Below are 18,987 nucleotides of genomic sequence, written 5' to 3'. Positions count from 1 at the left end.
GAGAGGCTTTATCCTCCACGGAGTACACGTGCTATATTCTCACGGTAGGGTGGCGTGATTATCCCCTTCTCCGTCACTATGGCCGTCACAAGCTCTGGCGGGGTTATGTCAAACGCGGGGTTGTAGACCTCCACATCCTTAACTGTTATCAGTACTTTACCGAGCACTGTCCTCACCTCGTCCGGGTCGCGCTCCTCTATAGGTATGTTGTCGCCCTCTATGCTGAGGTCAAAGGTGGAGGAGGGGGCTGCAACGTAGAATGGGATGCGGTGCCTGTAGGCTAGGGCGGCTATCATGTATGTCCCAATCTTGTTGGCCACATAGCCATCGGCCGTGATCCTGTCGGCTCCAACAATCACCTTATCCACGAGGCCCCGGTACATTACATAGCCGACCATGTTATCGGTTATGAGCCTAACCTCTATTCCCTCCTTCATAAGCTCCCATACCGTGAGCCTTGCACCCTGGAGCAGCGGCCTAGTCTCCGTCGCTATCACTCTTATCCTCTTCCCCTCCTCCACAGCCGCCCTCATTATACCCTCGGCGGTTCCGTAGCCTGCTGTAGCGAGGGCCCCAGCGTTACAGTGTGTAAGGATTGTATCGCCGTCATCGATAAGCTTAGCCCCTATACGGCCTAGCTCCATATTAGTCCTGATATCCTCTATGTGTATCTTCTTGGCCTCATCGATAACTGTCCTGATAATTCCATCCACATCCTCACCTTTCTCCAGGCTAGCCCTCGCCCTATTCATGACACGGCGTAGAGCCCAGAAGAGGTTGTATGCGGTAGGCCTGGTTGAGGCTAGCAGCTTCTCAGCCTCCTGGAGCACTCTCCAGAGGGCGCCCGGCTCTCTGGCGCCGGAGTAGAATGCCGCCAGCGCTAAGCCATATGCAGCAGCGACGCCTATCGCAGGGGCACCCCTGATCTCCATAGCTTTTATGGCCTCAGCGACCCGGCGGTAGTCACGGGTCTCTCTATAGACCTCCTCCCACGGTAGAAGCCTGGTATCAAGCCATCTAAGCCTAGGGCCCTCAGGATCATCCTCAACCCACTCGAGAGGCCTTATCCTGAGCTTTTCGAGAATCTCCAAGATGCATCAACCGGTTATGAGGCAGAGCACACCTATAATCGGCTATAAAAGGCTTGGCGAAAGCCCAAGGCCCGGGAGTCCCAGCTGGAGAGCAGTGAGGGTGCAGGATTGACCATAGAAATAATAGTTGAGGATCCGGAGGCCCTGGAGCTGCGGATAGTAAGGGGCGTCGAAGAGGCTCTACGCTACCTACCACGCAGCAGCGCTGAAAGCGTGCATCCGCTCGAAGCACTCTACCTCGTATACAATGGCGTAGCGACAGTCACTGACAGGAGGGGGAAGAGGTATAGCTTCGAGAACCTCGTAAGGCTCTACAGCCTTAGGAACCCGTACGCCTGGGTAGAGTTCGAAGTCTACCTGGACCTGAGGAAAAGGGGGCGCCTACCCGTCCCCGGGCCTCGGCCTCACTCCCTGCTCCTCAAGAAGAGGAAGAAGGAGCCCAAGTTCACACACTACATACTAGTCCTCGAGGAGAGCAGGCCGGTGAAGCTGGACACCCTGTACTCTTTCGTCGAAGAGGCTTCGAAGAACAACTGGGAGCCACTACTAGCTATCGTAGACCGCTATGGCGACATAACATATTATACAGCATTAGTCTTCAGACCGGGCCTCACAAGGCTGCCCAAGGAGGGCGGGTAGCAAGCCATGAGCAAGGTGCCGCTAGAGCCCCTCCGCGGATTCCGCGACATCCTCCCGCCGGAGTCCGAGGCCCTCAGAAGACTGGCCGAGATATTCGCGAGGATAGCCAGGTCCTATGGTTACGGCGAGGTGAAGCCACCTACGCTCGAGCGGTTCCAGCTATTCGCAGTGAAATCCGGGGAGGAGATAAGACGCTCCATGTATGTGTTCCGTGACAAGGCTGGGCGGGAGGTAGCACTCCGGCCAGAGGCAACCGCCAGCATAGCCAGGATATACCTCCGGCTCCTCCGGGGCCAGCCGAAGCCAGTGAGGCTATACTATGTAGTCAACTGCTTCCGCTACGAGGAGCCCCAGCGGGCGCGTTACCGCGAGTTCTGGCAGGCCGGGGTAGAGCTTCTCGGGGAGCCCTCTATATTAGGCGACTTCGAGGTCATAAAGTTACTGCTCAAGTTCTACGAGAGCATAGACATGCTTGACCACATAGTGTTAAAGATAGGCAACACCCGGCTCTACCGCAGGCTCTTCGCCAAGCATGGGATAAGCGAGGAGATCCAAGACCATATACTCCACCTAATGGATAAAGGCATGTACAAGGAGGCCCTGGAGGCGCTCATGGGGGCGGAGCACCCCGGTCTAGCCAGTATACTGGAAGAACTATGGAGCAATGCCAGGGACGACATAGACGCAGCAAAGAACATACTCTCGAAGAGCGGCGAAGAGATCATAGAATCCCTAGAGGAGCTTAAGAAGCTAGTAGACATGCTAAAGGGCTATAATAGCAGGCTGAATCTAGAGATAGATCTAGCATTCGCGCGCGGACTAGCCTACTACACCGGCACAATATTCGAGGTAAAGGTGCCGGGGTTCCCCGTGAGCATAGCCGGGGGAGGCCGCTACGACAACCTAATCGAGCTTTACGGCGGTGAGAAGGTGCCGGGCACGGGATTCGCCATAGGGCTTGACCGCACACTAGCAGCTATGGAGAGTTCGGGGCTTAGACCAAGAATAATATACCAGGAGCCGGTGAGGATAGCTGTAATAGTCCTTGACGAGTCGCTGGCACCCTACGCAGCCAAGGTGCAAGACATACTGGCGTCAAAGGATAACGTGTCAGCCGCACTCTACACGGGCTCGAAGCTCCAGAAAATGCTCCCCCGGCTGGCCAAGCAGGGCTACCACTATGCGGCCATAGTAGGCAAGCAGGAGGCCAGGGAGGGTAAGCTCGTTCTACGAGATCTGGCGAAGAGGGAGCAGAGGGTCCTGACCCTTGAGGAGCTCAGAGAGCTAAACCTCACAGAATTAGAATTTAGATGAGGTAATTGCATGCTACAATGCCTCTGTGATGAGTCCAGGCAGTCTACCAGTATTAACCCTCTCTCCTTTGAACCCCTACGGCTGAAGGGGAAGAGGGCTTTTGGGCGCCATTGACGTCAGCTACGAGGACCTTACGAAGAAGGATATAGAGGACCTGGGTAAGCGCGTAGCTGAGCGTCTAAAGGATTACGTGCCTGCAAGCTTCAACAAGCTTCTCAGAAAGCTAAGCAGGGGAATAGAAAGGTCCATCGTGTCCAGGCATAGGAGGCTTCTCGTAGTCACTGGCAGCGATCCAGTAAAGATAGGCGCCACCGTTGCAAGAGCCCTACTCTTCTATGAGAGGGTGTACCGCAGGGTAAAGGGTAAAGAAGAGCTGCCACTACTCTACGTGTTCCACGACGAGTTTAAGGACGCCAAAATAAGGAAGGAGATAGTAAAGAGGACTCTAAAATCTAGAGCCAATATGATAACACACATTATAGCAAGGTACGAGGAGAGCGACCGCTTCCTAGGAACCACTTTCAAGCTACTAGTCATGGATCTCGTTAACGATCTCAAGCCAAACGATGTAGGCAGGCTCGTGGGGATAGTCGAGGGAGGCGGGCTCATAGTATTCATGGTGCCTCCGTGGATCGAATGGGACCGGTGGATGACCATATTCAAGCAGAACCTCCTAGTGCCCGGCTACCGGGAGCCCCGTCACATCTTCATAAAGAGGTTCAAGCGCAAGCTAATAGAGCATGACGGGATCTACATATACGACGTCGACGATGAAGAGGTTATCAAGGCCGACGACTACCCCATGAAGCGCTACAGCAGGGAGGAGATAAAGATCCCTAGGGAGACGCTCTTCCCCCGTGAGCTCTACGAGCTAGCGCTCACCCAGGACCAGGTAAACGTGATAAAGACTATAGAGCTGCTCTTAGAGAGGAACTCAAAGAAGAGGAAGAAAGCAATAGTGATAACCTCGGATCGTGGTAGAGGCAAGTCGGGAGCAGTAGGCATAGCCTCGATAGGCCTAGCAGTAGGGCTCGCCAAGGAGCGCAGAAGAGTCAGGATAGTAGTGACCGCTCCCAACCTGTCTAACGTGCAGTCCTTCTTCACCCTGGCAAGCAGGGCTGCCGAGAAGCTCAAGCTGAAGACCAGGATCGTAAAGCGTGGAGACAATATACTAGAGCTTCACGGCGAGGGCTTCAGCATAGAGTACTGGGAGCCCATACACGTGCCGAAGCTGAAGGCAGACATAGTGGTAGTTGACGAGGCTGCAGGCATGCATGTACCACTACTACACCGTATATGGCGCAGCCACCGCAGAATGATATTCGCAACCACCATCCACGGCTACGAGGGTGCCGGGAGAGGCTTCTCTGTAAGATTCCTCCCCGCCCTCAAGAAGGACCCGAGGACCGAGGTTATAGAAGTCGAGATGCATGAGCCGATACGCTATGCGCCCGACGACCCTATAGAGAAGTGGCTCTTCGACGCACTCCTGCTCGACGCCGAGCCCGCCGAGCTGGGCGAGGACGATATCAAGGCCATAGAGGAGGGCAGGCTTGAGTATGTACGCTTCGACCCCGAGTGGCTCTTCAGCCCCGAAGGGGAGGAGACGCTGCGCCAGCTCTTCGGCATCTATGTCCTAGCCCACTACCGCAACGAGCCCGACGACCTGGCTATACTGGCTGACGCGCCCCACCACATTATACGCGGGGTACGCGTGCCCTCGGGCAAGATAGTGTGCGCACTCCAGATAGCTAACGAGGGCGGCCTGGACGACGAGATGATTGAGGAGCTGCTGCGCGGCGGGAAGACGCCAGGCAACATTATACCCGACAGGATGCTTAAGCATCTCCGCATCCGCGAGTTCGGCAGCGCCCGCGGATGGAGGATTGTACGCATAGCAACCCATCCCGATGTACAGGGGAAGGGGATAGGCTCCTTCGCCCTCAGCAAGGTTACAGAAGAGGCCGTGGAGAGGGGGCTTGACTGGGTCGGGAGCGGCTTCGGCGTCAACGAGCAGCTGCTGAGGTTCTGGCTGAAAAACGGGTTCCTCCCCGTGCACATGTCGCCCGACCGTAACCCCGTCAGCGGCGAGTACACCATACTGGTAATAAAACCCATAAAGGATCTGATGAAGAGGCTAGTGGATCTCGCCAACCGCGAGTTCAAGAGGAAGGTCCTCGAGAGCCTCCACGATCCCTACCGGGACCTCGAGACACAGGTTGCAATACAGATACTGAAGAGCGGGAACCCGGTATTCGAGGACTACTACCCGAGGCTTACGCCGATCCAGGTAGACCGGCTATGGATATACGCCTACGGCCCCATGACATACGAGGCTGTTGCTGACGCAATAAAGGAGGTCGCCAAGGCCTACTGGCTCACGTACCCGAAGACCAGGGGGCTCAGCCTCTCCAAGAGGGAGGAGTACATAGTAGTTGCCAAGGTGCTGCAGGGCAGGAGCTGGGATGCGGTAGCAGAGGAGCTTAAGACCCGCCCTCACAGCGTGATGGTGACGTTAAAGGATGTTGCCAGGAAGGTGCTGAAGATATACTATCAGCTTGACTCAGAGTCGCCTGTGGGTATAGATGCTGAGAAGCTGCTGGAGAAGCTGGATAAGGGAAGTATATTCTTAGAGCCTATTACCGTGCGCAAAGCCCGCAAGAGGGAGGAGAGGAGAAAGCCCAAGAGCACAGAAGAGGATCATGAAGGTGGAGGAGAGGGTGAGGAGGGCGGCCAGGCAGACGGCTAAGGCGACGCCTCTATACGGGCTCCCCTATTCCTCGGCCTCAGCAGGAGGACCCGGCCGCGTCCTCCGAGCTCTTCTCTGAGCCTTCTATGGGCCTTCTCGGCCTCGCGGCTGTCTGGGTAGAAGCCGTAGACCAGGGGGCCCCAGCTGCTCTGCCCCACCCCTCTCGCGCCGAGCCTCCGAAGAAGCCTCGCCGCCTCCTCCGACTCGGGGCAGCAGTAGAGCCCAGACTGGGCGCTTGCGAAGAAGCTGCCCGTCAGCCGCTGGATCTCATCCACGCCCCGGGTGAAGAGCTTGAAGTCGCTCTCAGCGATGCCTGGCACAATCATGCGGAGTAGCGCGTGCATAGCCTTACAGCACATGTCCATGCTCCCGCGGGGCAGCTGCATCAGCTCCTCCTCTACAGGTCCCTCCTCCACGCGCCAGCGGGCCTCGGGCACAACGGCCACGATCCTCCACTCCTCTGGAACTCTGCCGTGGAGAGCGGGCCTCGCAGGCCGGGCGGTGTTGGCGAGCTGCACCCCCGCGTCGACTATGAAGCCGCCGTAGAGGAATGCGCCTACACCTATGCCGGAGTAGGGCCCCCTGCCTGCCGCCTCCACCGCGTCATGCAAGTCCAGCCCCGCGAGCCTGGCGACAGCCGCGTATATGGCTAGGGTCAGCTGAGTGGTGGAGCCTAGGCCTACGTGGCTTGGTATGCACTCCTCTAGCCTCAGCTCCAGGGGCTCACGGAGGCCAAGAGCCCTCTTGGCCTTCTCCAGGATGCCGCGGGCTCTATCAGCGTCGCAGCCATTCACAGCATCGGCCTCCGATAGCTGGGCTAGGAGCCTGTAGCCTACTCCATCCACCGCTATTCCTATGCCTCCTAGCAGCCTCCCAGCGCTGCTGCAGAGCCCGTAGAAGCCGAGGTGGAGGCGCGCTCCTGTCTCAACCCTTACCCGAACAGCCACGGAGTCATTCACCCTTAAGGCGCTGCTAGCGCCTAGAGGCCTCGCAGCACGCCACACGTCAGCCGAGAACCGAGTCATCACCAAGGCCTCTGCTCAGCATAATACTCCATCATCACGCGTACTCCACCCGGGTACCGCGCGCACGCGCGTAGGCGGCGAATAACCTTGCTAGGATACCTGCTATCCCTAGCTTACGCGCCTTCTCTGGCCAGGGCTTTACGCTGCCTCTAAGCCATGGCTTGGACCACCAGCCCGTCGGCTCCCTGGTGTCCATCCCATAGAGGGTTACGCGGGCGGCTCCGCAGAGGACCGCGAGGCCGAGAGCACGGTCTCCATCGGTGAATCCCGGCGCCAGCGACGAGTACCTGCCTGGCATGCACTGGTTTGTCCCAGCCAGCCTCTGAAGCCGCGGCACCAGGGCTTTGAGAGCCGCCACATTGTCGCCATGGGCGTGTACGACTATGATGCTGCCCTCACGCCCTGCCTCGAGCAGGTAGTGCCAGGAGCCGTCGAGGTCGGTGACAACGATATCGGGCAGGAAGCCATTCTGGAGAAGCAGCGCCGAGGCGCCATCGGCGGCTACAAGCCTCTCGCAGCCCTCCAACTCCCCCAGCCTGGCCTCGAGCCCCGCCGCGCCGCCTGCCAGACAGACGTGCTTGTCCCGGAGCAGGCTACAGGCCTCGGATACCCCCGTATATCTCCCCTCCAAGAGGGCCTCGTAGAGCAGGGATTCCAGTACACGGGCTGCGAGGCAGTCCTCCCGGAGGCTGTACCTCATGGTCCCTCGCGCAGCGTCCAACAGCTCCGCCAACAACATGGACTCCCTAATCCCCCACGACAGGTACGTTGAGCTGCTCGCGGTGCTGCAGGCGCCCGGCGAGGCCATGGTTACGCCCCTCGGCATACGGCGCGAGGGAGGCAGGCTTGTAGCCCGCCTCTACCCGGGCACGAGACTACAGCCCCTGGGCTACAGCGTTTACGAGGCATGCCTAGCCCAGCCCTACGACCCGCTGAGCTACTACAGTGCAGTGCTCGAGCACAGCGTTGAACTGGAGCCCGCCAGGGCGGTGCACGCGCCCTGCCCCAGGGCCGAGGGGCCCAGGGTGGAGGCCATAGTATCGTCCCGGGAACGAGCCCCGGGAGGCTTCATAGTCCTCTGGCTAGACCCCATCCATGTGGAGGAAGGCGGTGGCTGGGCCCTCTACTCTAGGAGCCTAGGGTGCAGCATAGAGCTGCTCATAGCCCTTACGAGGCTCAGATTCTGGGCCCGCGCGCGGAGCCTGACACCGGAGCCCCCCTGCAGGACCGTGAGGAGGCTCGCATACACGGTGCTGGAGTCATTCGACTGCATACTCCACAGCACCTGGAGCCCGGAGCTGCACCGGGCAGCGGCGAGGGCGGCCAGGGAGGCTCTCGACAACGCCTATATGACCGGCTGCCTGGCCCCCAGCGAGGTGGAGGCGTTTTAGCCGCTGGAGCCGGGCCTGGAGGGGTTAAAGACCCCTCGGGGCCTAGCCGTCTAGACCCGGCTGGCGGGGCTCGCCGCCGCGACAGCCCCGCAGCCGGGGCCCCGGGAAGGCGGATGAGCGGCGGACCCTCACGGCTGGGGGTCGGGGGCGAACACCCTCTCACTCCACTACCCGGGCTCGAGCCACCGGGGAAGGGGGTCTAGGAGCCCGCGCCGGGCCTGCTTCTAGCCTCCTGCGGGTTAAGAGGGTACGCGAGCTGGTGCCTGCGTCCACGGGAGAGCCTTGAGAGGAGAAGCTGGTGTATAGCAGCCAGGCGGGCAACCTCCTTCTTTACCACCGAGTCCACCAGGTCTATCACCCAGGGCAGCCCGGTGGGCCCCGTCTCCCTAGCCAGCATCGAGACAACCTGGTCGACGGGGTGGCCTGCGCTGCAGAGCTCTAGCTTCACCGCCTCCGCGAGGCCGCGGAGGGGCTTGTAGAAGACAATCCTGCACCCCATGGATGCGAGTGTCTCCTGGGGGTGGGGCAGCTCGAGGTACTCGCCGCGGCGGAGCACGATAGAGGCTACCGCCTTATCGCTCATCCTGACGCCCAGGACGCCCGCCATCTGGGCCGAGTAGCTCCTCTTGAGGACCCCGACGAGGGGTACGCGTCTCCTGGACAACTCTTTTACAAGCATGAGGCTGAGGTTCTCGACATCGACCCAGAGGTCGGAGGCTCCACGCCGGGGCAGTATCTCGCCATCAACAACCATGAGGCCTGCATCGTCCACGACACTGACGGCGTAGCGGCGCTCCTCGAGCCTGGCGAGAGCCGCTACGTAGTCCTGCTCGATGTCCCCAAGATACTCGACGAGGAGCTTGCGGCCACGCCTAATGCTAGTGCCCCTATCGGAGTACCTGACCAGGGCCACCGTAACCATGCTCATAGATATGCCTACAAGGTTCAGAGGAGACCGCGGGAAGGCGGAGTCTACAGCATAGACTGGCTCGAAACGCGTGCCCAGCTCTTTGATCTTCCTTATCCCGATGCTCTCTTCAACGAGGCGGCGCAGGCCCTCATCAATGCTTGGCAGCCGTGACGCTATTCTTTTCACAGCCGCGTGAATATCGTCACCCAGCTCTACGACCTCTACCATTCAGCGGCCAGCCCTATTCACCGGCATCATGTTTAATACCAATAAAGCCTTGCAGCCGGCCCGGCGGCGCATAGAGCCGGGCTACCGGGTGAGAGTTATTGTGGCCGAGGAGTTCAGGCTAGACCCCTGGGCATCGGCGGTAAGGCTGGAGTATGAGAAGCTCTTCCGCTACTTCGGGATAAAGCCCTTTCGGGAGCTTCTGCCACGCGTAACGGAGGTGCTTGGCGAGCCCCTCCACCTCATGCGCCGTGGCGTCATATTCGGCCATAGGGATTTCGACAGTGTGCTTGAAGCATACCGGTCCGGCGAGCGGGTAGCCCTTGTAACCGGCTTCATGCCCAGCGGCCGCTTCCACTTCGGCCACAAGATGGTGGCGGATCAGATAATATACTACCAGAAGCTGGGCTTCGAGATATTCATTGTTATAGCTGACGCGGAGGCCTACGCTGTCCGCAAGCTAGACCGTAGGAAGGTGATAGAGACGGGCCTCTACGAGTACGTTGCCAACCTCATAGCCCTGGGGCTTGAGAAGAACCGGCACACCCACATATACTTCCAGACCAACTACGAGACACCCTACTACCGCCTCATCCAGATGTTCTCCAGGAAGATAACAATGGCCGAGATGGAGGCTATATACGGTGACCTAGAGCCGGGCAAGGTGATGGCCGCGCTCACCCAGGCTGCAGACATACTACACCCCCAGCTAGACTACTTCGGAGGCTTCAAACACGTACTCGTACCCGTTGGAGCCGATCAAGACCCACACATAAGGCTTGCAAGAGATATCGCTGACAGGTTTGAGAACGAGCTAGGGCTCCGGAGGCCGGCCTCGACCTACCATCGGTTCCAGAGCGGGCTGGACGGCAACAAGATGAGCAGCTCTAGGCCGGACTATACCATATTTCTAAGCGACCCCATAGACGTGGCTGTGCGTAAGCTGAAGAACGCCCTCACCGGCGGCCGGGCGACGGTGGAGGAGCAGCGCCGGCTCGGAGGAGAGCCGGAAAAGTGCACAGTCTACGAGTTCTACGTATACCATCTAGTCAGGGACGACAAGAAGCTTGCGAGAATATACCAGGAGTGCAGAGGGGGGCGCCTCCTCTGCGGCCCTGACAAGCAGTACGCGGCCGAGCTGCTAGCCAAGTTCCTGGAGGAGCACCAGAGGAAGCTCGAGAAGGCCAAGGACAGGGTGCTAGAGTACGTGGAGCCCCCAAGCTTCTAGAGCCAGCCGCCGGGCCCCAGGTCCTCTAGATAGTCGAGCCTGCTGGGCCCGCCCCTCCTGGCCCTGCGCCCCAGCTCCCAGGGGGGAGGGTGGGGCGCGGAGGTGCGCCCCGCGCCGCTGTGTACCGGCTTAACCCTCCCAGCCCTTATGGCCTCCAGCACGCTTTCCGGGCTCTTCTCCTCTGCATCAATTATGCTGTAGGCCGCGCCCAGCTCGTCCACTAAGTGGGCATCGCTGTTGGCCAGCCCTGGTATGCCTAGCTCCCGCGCCGCCCGCTCCGCCCGCTGGTTGGAGGCCGGGTCGCTGCGGGCATTGTAGACCTCCAGCGCGTCCCAGCTGCCATGGTATACTAGCTCCCCTATGCCGGCGCGGCGGGTGTCAAACGGGTGGGCTGGAGCCACGAGGCAGCCGTTATCGTGAGCCACATCGGCCAGCTCTAAGGGGTCGCGGGGGATCCTCTCGAGGGGCTCGTCACTACAGTAGACCAGCACGTCGCCTGCAGTGGTACGCACCTCTGCCCCCGGGACTACGACTAGGTCGAGGCTCATACTCCTGGCCGCTCTAAGGGCTCGTAGACCTCCCTCGAACGTGTCATGGTCTGTCACGGCAATAACGTCTAGCTCCTTCTCTACCGCCGCTATCAGTACTTCCTCTGGGCTATTCCTACCATCACTGACCGTTGTGTGTACATGCATGTCAGCACGCAACCTCATAGAGTACGCCACCATGGCCTTGGAGGGGCTAGCTGTGCCTCCCAAGCCTGGCAAAGGGGCATATTTTCCTGTAGCTGCAGTACCTGCACTCCCAGTCGTACCTTGGCGCGCGGAGGTTGTATATTGTTTCTCTCAGCAGAGCCTCTACATCCACGCTGCTCGGCTCCACCTCGAACTCCACGAGCCTGTCGGGAGTTACATAGAGGAGGTAGCCGCGTTTAGCCCCTGTAAGCTCCATGTATATCCTCAGCTGCATTATGTGGTGCTCCCTAGGGCTATTCTCGGGTAGCTCCCTTGAGGTCTTGATCTCCACTATGGTGTGCGGCTTGCCGTCATCATTCCGTTTTAGCAGGTCTATCCTGCCCTTGAGTATATACTCCTCCCCATCTATAATGTACTTCCTCTCTATGGGCACCTCCGTCTCCCATCCCCGGCTGGCGAGAAGGGAGCCCAGGCCCGCGTGGACTAAATCGCCGAGGACTAGGGAGGGCTCGAACCGGAAGCTGAGCAGGGGGAATTGCAGCCTCATTACCCGTTTATAGCTGCATGATACGAGGTCGGTCACATAAACCACTCGGGGATCTGTCATCTCGCGCAGCCTTTCGCTGAAGTCGCGCTGCTTAGCCTTGTAGAGCTCACTAACTATACCCATGGCCCAGCCTGCACCCCTATCCGGCCTCTGCTGCCGGCGGGAAGAGCTATGGTCTAGGGCAGCCTATCTAGGAGGAGACGGAGGTCCTGGAAGTTCCCCACTTTCTTCCGGAGGGGGCGGAGCCAGCGTGCTAGGTTGTAGCAACCCTCCCCCCTCTCTATGACCCCCTTGTCGCGCAGGCTCATGGCTACTAGTATGGGCTTGGGGACTCCATGTATCTGGCTGAGATCCCGCTCAAATATTATCTCTCCGACTGATATATTGTCCCAAACATAGCTAAACACCTTCAGCTCGTCAGAGCTAAACCTTATTATTAGATCACGTAGCTTGTAGAGCGTCCTCCTCTCCTCCTCCGTGAGGCGAGTCAAGCTCTGCACCCCGGTACCTGCTTATCAGCATAACCAGGGCGCGACGGAGAGCCTCGCTACGGTTACGGAACACCCCGCTGCGCACCAGCTCGTCAAGCCTCTCCACAAGCTCCACCGGCGCCTTGAAGGTCACTATCACGGTCTGCGGCAAAAGCACTCCCCGGAGCCGTGGGTTTAGAGAAGTGCAGGGCCTCAGAATTAAGCCCAGAGGTGTAATACCGCAACAACTGCGCGGGCGAAAAAGGGGAGGCCCCTGGAGGTGCTGCGAACGATGGCGATAACCCGCGTCACCAGCTGCCCCAGCGACGAGGAAGTGTACCAGCTGCTAAGGCCCTATGTGGCTGAGTGGTTCCGGAGAAGGTATGGCAGCTTCACCCTACCCCAGCGCTGCGCTATACCACTGATAAAGAAGGGGCATAACGTGCTTGTATCATCACCCACAGGGACGGGCAAGACGCTCGCCGTGTTCCTCGGTATTATAGATGAGCTCTACCGGCTCGCCGAGGAGGGTAGGCTGGAGGAGCAGATATACGTCGTCTACGTATCACCCCTCCGAGCACTCAACAACGATATGAGGAGGAACCTGCTCCAGCCCCTCGAAGGTATAAGGAAGACTGCCGAGGAAATGGGGCTAAGCCTCCCCGAGATAAGAGTGGCTGTACGCACAAGCGACACACCGCCCTCCGAGAAGCAGCGGATGACCAAGAACCCGCCCCATATACTCATAACCACGCCCGAGAGCCTGGCTATCGCCCTCGCCGCCCCAAAGTTCCGCGAGAGGCTCAGCACCACACGCTGGATAATTATCGACGAGATCCATGAGCTTGCCTCAAGCAAGCGGGGCTCCCATCTCAGCCTCTCCGTGGAGAGGCTCGACTACGCAACTGGGGGTAGGCTGCAGCGCATTGGGCTCTCGGCCACCATAGCCCCGCTGGAGGAGGTTGCCAAGTTCCTCGTGGGCTACCGGGATACTGGAGAGCCTAGGGACTGCGTTATAGTGGATGCCAGGTTCGCTAAGCCGGTTGATATACGCGTACTCTGCCCGGTGAAGGACCTAATACATACTCCTGCAGATGTAGTGAACGAGGCCATCTATAGGCTCCTCGCTAAGCTGATACGGGAGCACCGCACCACGCTCATATTCACTAATACGCGGAGCGCAACTGAGAGGGTCGTGTACAAGCTCAAGAAGATGCTCAAAGAAGAGGGCATAGCAGATATTGATGAGATCGAGGCCCACCACAGCAGCCTCAGCCGGGACGTGAGGCTCTCCGTGGAAGAGAAGCTCAAGCGGGGAGAGCTGAGGGTAGTAGTATCCTCGACAAGCCTTGAACTCGGCATAGACATTGGCTATATAGATCTGGTGGTGCTCCTAAGCAGCCCCAAGAGCGTCTCCAGGATGCTCCAGAGGATAGGAAGAGCAGGGCACCACATACGCCAGGTGAGTAAAGGCAGGATAATAGTCGTTGACCGCGACGACCTTGTTGAATGCACTGTGTTGGCCAAGGCGGGCATGGAGAGGAAGATAGATCGTGTTCATATACCGAGGAACCCGCTTGACGTGCTGGCCCAGCACCTCGTCGGCATGGCTATAGAGAGGAAGTGGAGCATAGAGGAGGCGTACAGGCTGGTCAAGAGGAGCTATACTTTCCACACGCTATCGTTCGAGGACTTCATGTCGGTGCTCCGCTTCCTGGCGGGCCGCTACGGCCTAGAAGAGCACAAGGTATACGCTAAGATCTGGCTTGACGAGAAGGAAGGGGTCTTCGGCAGGCGCCGTGGGGCGAGAATGATCTACTACCTCAACAGCGGCACCATACCGGACGATGTCAAGGTGAAGGTCTACACGCTTGAAGGCCGCTACGTGGGAGACCTCGAGGAGGCCTTCGTCCAGATACTTGGGCCTGGAGATATATTTGTCCTTGGAGGCCGTACCTACGAGTTCATACGCTCCGAGGGTATGAGGGTCTACGTCAAGCCCGCGGAGGGCCAGAAGCCTACCGTGCCCAGCTGGTTCTCTGAAATGCTGCCACTGGCCTTCGACTCGGCGCTCCTAATAGGAGCTTTCCGCCGCCGGGTAGCGGACATGATTAGGAATGCTGTGCCGAAGAGCGAGGCCGTGAAGCGTATAGCATCGGAGTATAACCTTGAGCCCCACGCGGCCGAGAACATATACAACTACATACTGGAACAGTACCTGTTTACCGACGGGCTTGTACCCAGCGACAAGCTGATACTAGTAGAGATCTTCCACGACCATGACGAGGAGTCCACGTCGATAATATTCCACTCGCTCTTCGGCAGGAGGGTTAACGACGCATTGTCTAGAGCATATGCATACAAGCTCACTAACATGACCAATACTAATGTACGTGTAACCGTGACCGACAACGCCTTCATGCTCACCGTGCCGGGGATAAGAAATGACCTAGACGTGCACAGCCTCGTGTACAGCGTAACCCCAGAGAACATAGACGATATACTGAGGAGGGTGCTCCGGAACACTGAGCTCTTGAAGAGGAGGTTCCGCCACTGCGCGGAGAGGGGCTTCATGCTACTACGCCGCTACCGTGGACGCACCCGCGACCCGCACTCACTGCAGCTCAATGCGCAGGCGCTGCTCGAGGCTGTGGAGCGTATACCAGACTTCCCACTGCTCCGAGAGGCTTACCGGGAGATACTGGAAGACTATATGGATATAGAGAACGCCAGGCTCGTGCTCCGCTGGATCCACAACGGCGATGTGAAGGTGGCGCTCTTCGGGCCAACCAGCGTGCCAAGCCCATTCGCCCACCACATAGTGGTGAAGGGCTACAGCGACATAGTGCTGATGGAGGACCGGAAGAAGATGCTTATGGAGCTGCACAGCCGGGTTATGGAGCTGTTGGCTGAGAGGCTGGGCAGGGCGAGCGGGGAGGCTGCAGCCGTAGGGGGAGAGTAGGAGGGGCTCGGCGAAGGACCACCTCGTCACTAGCTGTTTCCCTCGGCTCGATCCCGGGGTATCTCCTCAACGCCCCCATGGCTTAGCTAGAGAGGCATTTCCCTTATTACTTCCAGGCCCGGCACTCTACTCCCCAGAACACGGGATCCTTATTGCCGTGCAGCTTGCGCAATAAGTACTTGATACCCACCATCGACGATCTTGACAAATACTTCGGCATTAAGGGCTCCAAGATACTGATAAGGATAGACATCAACAGCCCGATAAAGCCGGAGACCGGCGAGATACTCGACGACAGCAGGATACGCGCACACGCCGAGACGCTGCGAGAGCTCGTCGAGAGAGGAGCCGCTGTCGTCGCTATGTCGCACCAAGGGAGGCCCGGGGAGAGCGACTTCGTCAGCCTGAATAAGCACGCCGAGCTGCTCGAAAAGCATACGGGGATGACAATCCATTTTATAGACGACGTCATAGGCCCCGCCGCCCGCGAGGAGATAAAGAAGCTGAGGACGGGCGAGATACTGCTCCTAGACAACACGCGTCTCGTATCCGAGGAGATTATCGAAGCTACGCCGGAGAAGCATGCTGAGAGCATCTTTGTCAGCAGGCTAGCACCCCTCTTCAACTACTACATTAACGACGCGTTCGCCACCGCCCATAGAAGCCAGCCCAGCATTGTAGGCTTCCCCATGAAGCTCCCATCTGCAGCCGGCCGTGTAATGGAGAGAGAGCTAGTAGCTCTGTCAAAGCTCTACAACCCGGAGGAGAGGCCACGAGTCTTCGTGCTAGGCGGGGGGAAGGTTCACGACACCCTGAGGATTCTCGAGTATCTACACAGCAATAGGGCTGTGGATAGGATTCTCGCCACGGGTCTTGTGGCAGAGCTCTTCCTCGTCGCCAAGGGCGTGGATATCGGCGAAGCTAATATGAAGGTGCTGGAGTCGAAGGGGCTGTTAGCACTCCTCCCACGGGCCAGACGGTTGCTGCTAAAGGGTCTCCCTATAGAGACCCCTGTGGACTTCAAGACACTTGTGAACGATAATGTAGAGGTAGAGGCGATAGGCAGCAGCATCAAAGGCGTTATAAAAGACATAGGGCCCCAGACGATTAAGATGTACGTGGAGATCATGAAAGAGGCCAGGCTAATAGTCCTGAGAGGCCCCGCCGGCGTGATAGAGGATCCCCGGTTCCAGGATGGGAGCAAGGAGCTACTGCGGGCTGCAGTAGAGAGCAGCGCCTATGTGATAGTTGGCGGCGGCCACCTCAACAGCATTGCGGCTAAGCTGGGGCTCAGCGAGCGCCCCAACCTGCACATAAGCACGGGTGGCGGCGCGCTTCTCCTGTTCCTGGCCGGGGAGGATCTGCCAGGCCTGGTAGCCCTGGCTAAGTCAGCCCAGAAGTTCTTCGACAAATTCCTGAAGCAGGCCGCTCTCCCCTAAACCTCTTTGAGACGGGCACCCTAGAGAGAGGTGGAGGTGGCCGGCTTGGCCCGGGTAAAGGTGGCTGTGAACGGATTCGGCACCATAGGGAAGCGTGTCGCCGAGGCTGTTATGAAGCAGCCGGACATGGAGCTGGTCGGTGTCGTGAAGACTAAGCCGGACTATGTTGCCAGGTACGCGGTTTCGAGAGGCATACCGCTCTACGCTCCCAGCGACCGCCTGGAGGCCTTCCAGGAGAAGAGGGTGCCCGTGGAAGGGTCCCTAGAGGATCTCCTCGGCAAGGTAGACGTCGTGGTTGATGCCACGCCTGGAGGCATGGGAGCCAAGTATAAGCCCCTCTACGAGAAGTACGGTGTCAAGGCTATTTTCCAGGGCGGCGAGAAGGCTGACGTAGCCGAGGTATCGTTCAACACGCTGTGCAACTACGAGGAGGCCTTGGGCAGAAGGAGCGTCAGGGTGGTCTCCTGCAACACCACCGGGCTCCTGCGCAGTATATGTAGTCTCTCCCGGATAGCCAGGATAAGGCGGATACGCGCCACTATAGTACGCCGCGCAGCGGACCCCAAGGAGGTGAAACGGGGCCCCGTCAACGCTATAGTGCCGAACCCCGCTAGGCTGCCCAGCCACCACGCGCTTGACGTTAAGACTGTGCTGCCGTGGCTCGACATAGCTACAGCCGCAGTGGTGGTGCCGACAACGCTGATGCACGTCCACGTGGTGGTTGCAGAGCTGGAGCAGCAAGTGTCCCGGGAGGACGTGGTCTCGGCGTTCGAGCAGACGCCTAGGATACTGCTCGCCGACGCTGACACGGGGCTGGCCAGCACTGCAGACCTGGTAGAGTACGCCAGGGATCTCGGAAGGAAGCGCTACGACATACCGGAGCTAGTAATATGGCTTGACAGCGTGGCAGTGCTTAACGACAAGGAGGTTATATGGATGCAGGCAGTGCACCAGGAATCAATAGTGGTCCCGGAGAACATTGACGCGATAAGGGCGGTGATGGAGACTGCTAAGTCAGCCGAGGAAACCATGTCGATAACTGATAAGACGTTGGGCATAACTCATGGCCGCATACCTTAAGGACCCCAGCAGATAATTTATTCGAGAGCAATTCGACCCATACACCTCAATGGACCTCTAATGAAGCAGCCTGAGGGACTCGACCTTGGAACCTACATACACCGTGAGCTTTCTATTCAGGAAGATCCTGGTACCTGTAGACGGCTCCGAGTCCAGCATGAGGGCTCTCAAGGTGGCTCTTGACTTCGCCCAACGCTATGGATCGCGGATAACAGTGATACACGTGAAGCACCCTAGCGAGGACGCCACTCCCATCATTAATGCTGCTAAGAAGCTGGCAGGAGAGAGGGGGGTAGAGGTTTCAGTTAAGGTCAAGGAGTACAAGCCCAGCGCGAGTAGCGTAGCTAGCGAGATACTCTCCGAAGCCATAGAGGGCGGCTATGATCTCATAATACTGGGCGCCCGGGGTAACACCGCTAGCGAGGATATAATCATTGGCAGCGTGGCCCTCTCCATGGTGGTTAACTCGGCGACCTCGATTATGATTATCCGCTAGCATCCTACGAGGGCCCCCGGAGAAGAATAGCTGTTAAGAACGCTACAGAGAGCCCCGGCCTGCTGGGACGCTCGTCATGGGCGAGGAGGAGCAGGCCGTATACATTGTAGTGTGCAGCGAGGGCCTCTATCAAGCCGCGGGGCTTGCAGAGGCGCTATTGACAGCGGCGTCCCGGTGCAGCGGCGAAGCCGTGGTGTACCGTGTTACGCGCGTCCTTCAGCTAGCTGAGAGCGAACTTAACGAGCTGAGGAGCGTCCTACGCACCGCTGCCCGGGAGGGAGGAGAGCCCCGAGGGAAGCATATAGGAGAGGTGCCCAAGCCCTCCGGGAGAGCCCCCGAGTACGCTGTGGTTTTTGACCAGATGTACAAGGGCTTCGCAGACATACTGGCCCGCGAGATAGAGGATCCCCGCGTGGAGTTCCACGAGGTGCTTGGCAGGGGGATAAATAGGCCTCTCAAGGCCGGGGAGAGAGTGTACAGGCAGCCCGCCAAGGATGATTATGATATACTTAAGTTGCTAGAGCAGCTGGCTAACAGGTATAGGGGCGGCGTACTCTTCTTCACCGGTGATAAGAGGCTAGCAAACCAGGCAAGGCTCGTACCGGGGGTACACGTTGAGTACATACCTCCCGGCGAGGTAGCCGGCAAGGAGATGGCTCTAAAGCTTATGGCGCAGCGTATCCGCTCCTGGATCCTGGGCGGCAGACCCCCGGAGGGCTAGAGCCG

At 58.7% G+C, this 18,987-nt stretch carries 18 protein-coding genes; 10 read left to right on the top strand and 8 right to left on the bottom strand.

The window, feature by feature from the left end; all coding sequences use genetic code 11:
* Positions 1–8: 8 nt before the first annotated feature.
* Positions 9–1,091, bottom strand: coding sequence for an S-methyl-5-thioribose-1-phosphate isomerase (gene mtnA / locus ACZ42Y_RS07545; protein ID WP_058370579.1), 1,083 nt, complete (start codon positions 1,089–1,091; stop codon positions 9–11).
* A 108-nt stretch (positions 1,092–1,199) separates the two neighbouring features.
* Here mtnA and ACZ42Y_RS07540 point away from each other — a divergent pair, with 108 nt between their 5' ends.
* The 3 genes from ACZ42Y_RS07540 to ACZ42Y_RS07530 all read left to right on the top strand — a co-directional run bounded on the left by ACZ42Y_RS07540 (position 1,200) and on the right by ACZ42Y_RS07530 (position 5,793).
* A complete protein-coding gene (locus tag ACZ42Y_RS07540; RefSeq protein WP_058370580.1) occupies positions 1,200–1,730 on the top strand; it encodes a hypothetical protein in 531 nt (176 codons plus the stop codon).
* Positions 1,731–1,736: 6 nt separating this feature from the next.
* Entirely contained in the window at positions 1,737–3,044 is a 1,308-nt protein-coding gene (gene hisS, locus ACZ42Y_RS07535; protein WP_058370581.1) for a histidine--tRNA ligase, read from the top strand.
* Between the two features lie 100 nt (positions 3,045–3,144).
* Positions 3,145–5,793, top strand: coding sequence for a tRNA(Met) cytidine acetyltransferase TmcA (locus tag ACZ42Y_RS07530; RefSeq protein WP_083494469.1), 2,649 nt, complete (start codon positions 3,145–3,147; stop codon positions 5,791–5,793).
* Here the strand turns inward: ACZ42Y_RS07530 and ACZ42Y_RS07525 are convergent.
* On the bottom strand, positions 5,790–6,740 hold the full coding sequence (locus tag ACZ42Y_RS07525) for a GHMP family kinase ATP-binding protein (RefSeq protein WP_058370582.1): 951 nt from the start codon (positions 6,738–6,740) through the stop codon (positions 5,790–5,792). The two genes, ACZ42Y_RS07530 and ACZ42Y_RS07525, sit on opposite strands and share 4 nt — an antisense overlap.
* A gap of 112 nt (positions 6,741–6,852) precedes the next feature.
* Complete coding sequence (locus tag ACZ42Y_RS07520; protein ID WP_168371251.1) at positions 6,853–7,551, bottom strand: 6-hydroxymethylpterin diphosphokinase MptE-like protein; 699 nt, start codon at positions 7,549–7,551, stop codon at positions 6,853–6,855.
* Positions 7,552–7,555: 4 nt separating this feature from the next.
* Here ACZ42Y_RS07520 and ACZ42Y_RS07515 point away from each other — a divergent pair, with 4 nt between their 5' ends.
* Entirely contained in the window at positions 7,556–8,209 is a 654-nt protein-coding gene (locus ACZ42Y_RS07515; RefSeq protein WP_464735396.1) for a hypothetical protein, read from the top strand.
* A 199-nt stretch (positions 8,210–8,408) separates the two neighbouring features.
* Here ACZ42Y_RS07515 and ACZ42Y_RS07510 read toward each other — a convergent pair whose 3' ends face one another.
* The gene (locus tag ACZ42Y_RS07510; RefSeq protein WP_058370585.1) at positions 8,409–9,347 is read right to left on the bottom strand and encodes a DNA double-strand break repair nuclease NurA; all 939 of its coding nucleotides are present in this window, start codon (positions 9,345–9,347) and stop codon (positions 8,409–8,411) included.
* A 100-nt stretch (positions 9,348–9,447) separates the two neighbouring features.
* On the opposite strand from ACZ42Y_RS07510, the gene ACZ42Y_RS07505 reads away from it, so the two are divergent.
* Positions 9,448–10,572 carry a tryptophan--tRNA ligase gene (locus ACZ42Y_RS07505; RefSeq protein ID WP_058371366.1) on the top strand — a complete coding sequence of 375 codons (1,125 nt, stop codon included), beginning with the start codon at positions 9,448–9,450 and terminating at the stop codon, positions 10,570–10,572.
* Here ACZ42Y_RS07505 and ACZ42Y_RS07500 read toward each other — a convergent pair.
* From ACZ42Y_RS07500 to ACZ42Y_RS07485, 4 genes are read right to left on the bottom strand one after another with little or no spacing between them, the layout of a single operon-like run.
* Positions 10,569–11,330, bottom strand: a complete 762-nt coding sequence (locus ACZ42Y_RS07500) for a CehA/McbA family metallohydrolase (protein ID WP_464735395.1) — start codon at positions 11,328–11,330, stop codon at positions 10,569–10,571. The two genes, ACZ42Y_RS07505 and ACZ42Y_RS07500, sit on opposite strands and share 4 nt — an antisense overlap.
* Positions 11,314–11,937, bottom strand: coding sequence for a CRISPR-associated protein Cas4 (gene cas4, locus ACZ42Y_RS07495; RefSeq protein ID WP_058370587.1), 624 nt, complete (start codon positions 11,935–11,937; stop codon positions 11,314–11,316). Before cas4 ends, ACZ42Y_RS07500 begins: the two co-directional genes overlap by 17 nt.
* A 53-nt stretch (positions 11,938–11,990) precedes the next feature.
* Positions 11,991–12,314, bottom strand: coding sequence for a PolB1-binding protein PBP2 family protein (locus ACZ42Y_RS07490; RefSeq protein ID WP_058370588.1), 324 nt, complete (start codon positions 12,312–12,314; stop codon positions 11,991–11,993).
* The gene (locus ACZ42Y_RS07485; protein ID WP_236698113.1) at positions 12,256–12,456 is read right to left on the bottom strand and encodes a ribbon-helix-helix domain-containing protein; all 201 of its coding nucleotides are present in this window, start codon (positions 12,454–12,456) and stop codon (positions 12,256–12,258) included. Before ACZ42Y_RS07485 ends, ACZ42Y_RS07490 begins: the two co-directional genes overlap by 59 nt.
* Positions 12,457–12,576: 120 nt before the next feature.
* Between ACZ42Y_RS07485 and ACZ42Y_RS07480 the strand changes: the two genes are divergently transcribed.
* From ACZ42Y_RS07480 to ACZ42Y_RS07460, 5 genes are all read left to right on the top strand, one after another.
* Positions 12,577–15,246, top strand: a complete 2,670-nt coding sequence (locus ACZ42Y_RS07480; protein WP_058370589.1) for an ATP-dependent helicase — start codon at positions 12,577–12,579, stop codon at positions 15,244–15,246.
* 164 nt (positions 15,247–15,410) lie between these two features.
* The gene (locus ACZ42Y_RS07475) at positions 15,411–16,685 is read left to right on the top strand and encodes a phosphoglycerate kinase (protein WP_464735394.1); all 1,275 of its coding nucleotides are present in this window, start codon (positions 15,411–15,413) and stop codon (positions 16,683–16,685) included.
* A 45-nt stretch (positions 16,686–16,730) separates the two neighbouring features.
* A complete protein-coding gene (locus ACZ42Y_RS07470) occupies positions 16,731–17,765 on the top strand; it encodes a type II glyceraldehyde-3-phosphate dehydrogenase (protein WP_083494476.1) in 1,035 nt (344 codons plus the stop codon).
* Positions 17,766–17,868: 103 nt separating this feature from the next.
* Complete coding sequence (locus ACZ42Y_RS07465; protein ID WP_236698114.1) at positions 17,869–18,261, top strand: universal stress protein; 393 nt, start codon at positions 17,869–17,871, stop codon at positions 18,259–18,261.
* A 76-nt stretch (positions 18,262–18,337) separates the two neighbouring features.
* Positions 18,338–18,982, top strand: coding sequence for a hypothetical protein (locus ACZ42Y_RS07460; RefSeq protein ID WP_058370592.1), 645 nt, complete (start codon positions 18,338–18,340; stop codon positions 18,980–18,982).
* The last annotated feature ends 5 nt before the right edge of the window (positions 18,983–18,987 follow it).

This window comes from Pyrodictium brockii (assembly GCF_055379715.1).
The sequence above is the reverse complement of the archived record's forward strand: the minus strand, read 5'-3'. Positions and strand labels throughout refer to the sequence as shown.

Coding starts and splice junctions, on each gene's coding strand:
- hisS (WP_058370581.1), top strand. CDS start 1,737: ATGAGCAAGGTGCCGCTAGAGCCCCTCCGCGGATTCCGCGACATCCTC.
- ACZ42Y_RS07515 (WP_464735396.1), top strand. CDS start 7,556: ATGGACTCCCTAATCCCCCACGACAGGTACGTTGAGCTGCTCGCGGTG.
- ACZ42Y_RS07510 (WP_058370585.1), bottom strand. CDS start 9,347: ATGGTAGAGGTCGTAGAGCTGGGTGACGATATTCACGCGGCTGTGAAA.
- cas4 (WP_058370587.1), bottom strand. CDS start 11,937: ATGGGTATAGTTAGTGAGCTCTACAAGGCTAAGCAGCGCGACTTCAGC.
- ACZ42Y_RS07480 (WP_058370589.1), top strand. CDS start 12,577: ATGGCGATAACCCGCGTCACCAGCTGCCCCAGCGACGAGGAAGTGTAC.
- ACZ42Y_RS07460 (WP_058370592.1), top strand. CDS start 18,338: ATGGGCGAGGAGGAGCAGGCCGTATACATTGTAGTGTGCAGCGAGGGC.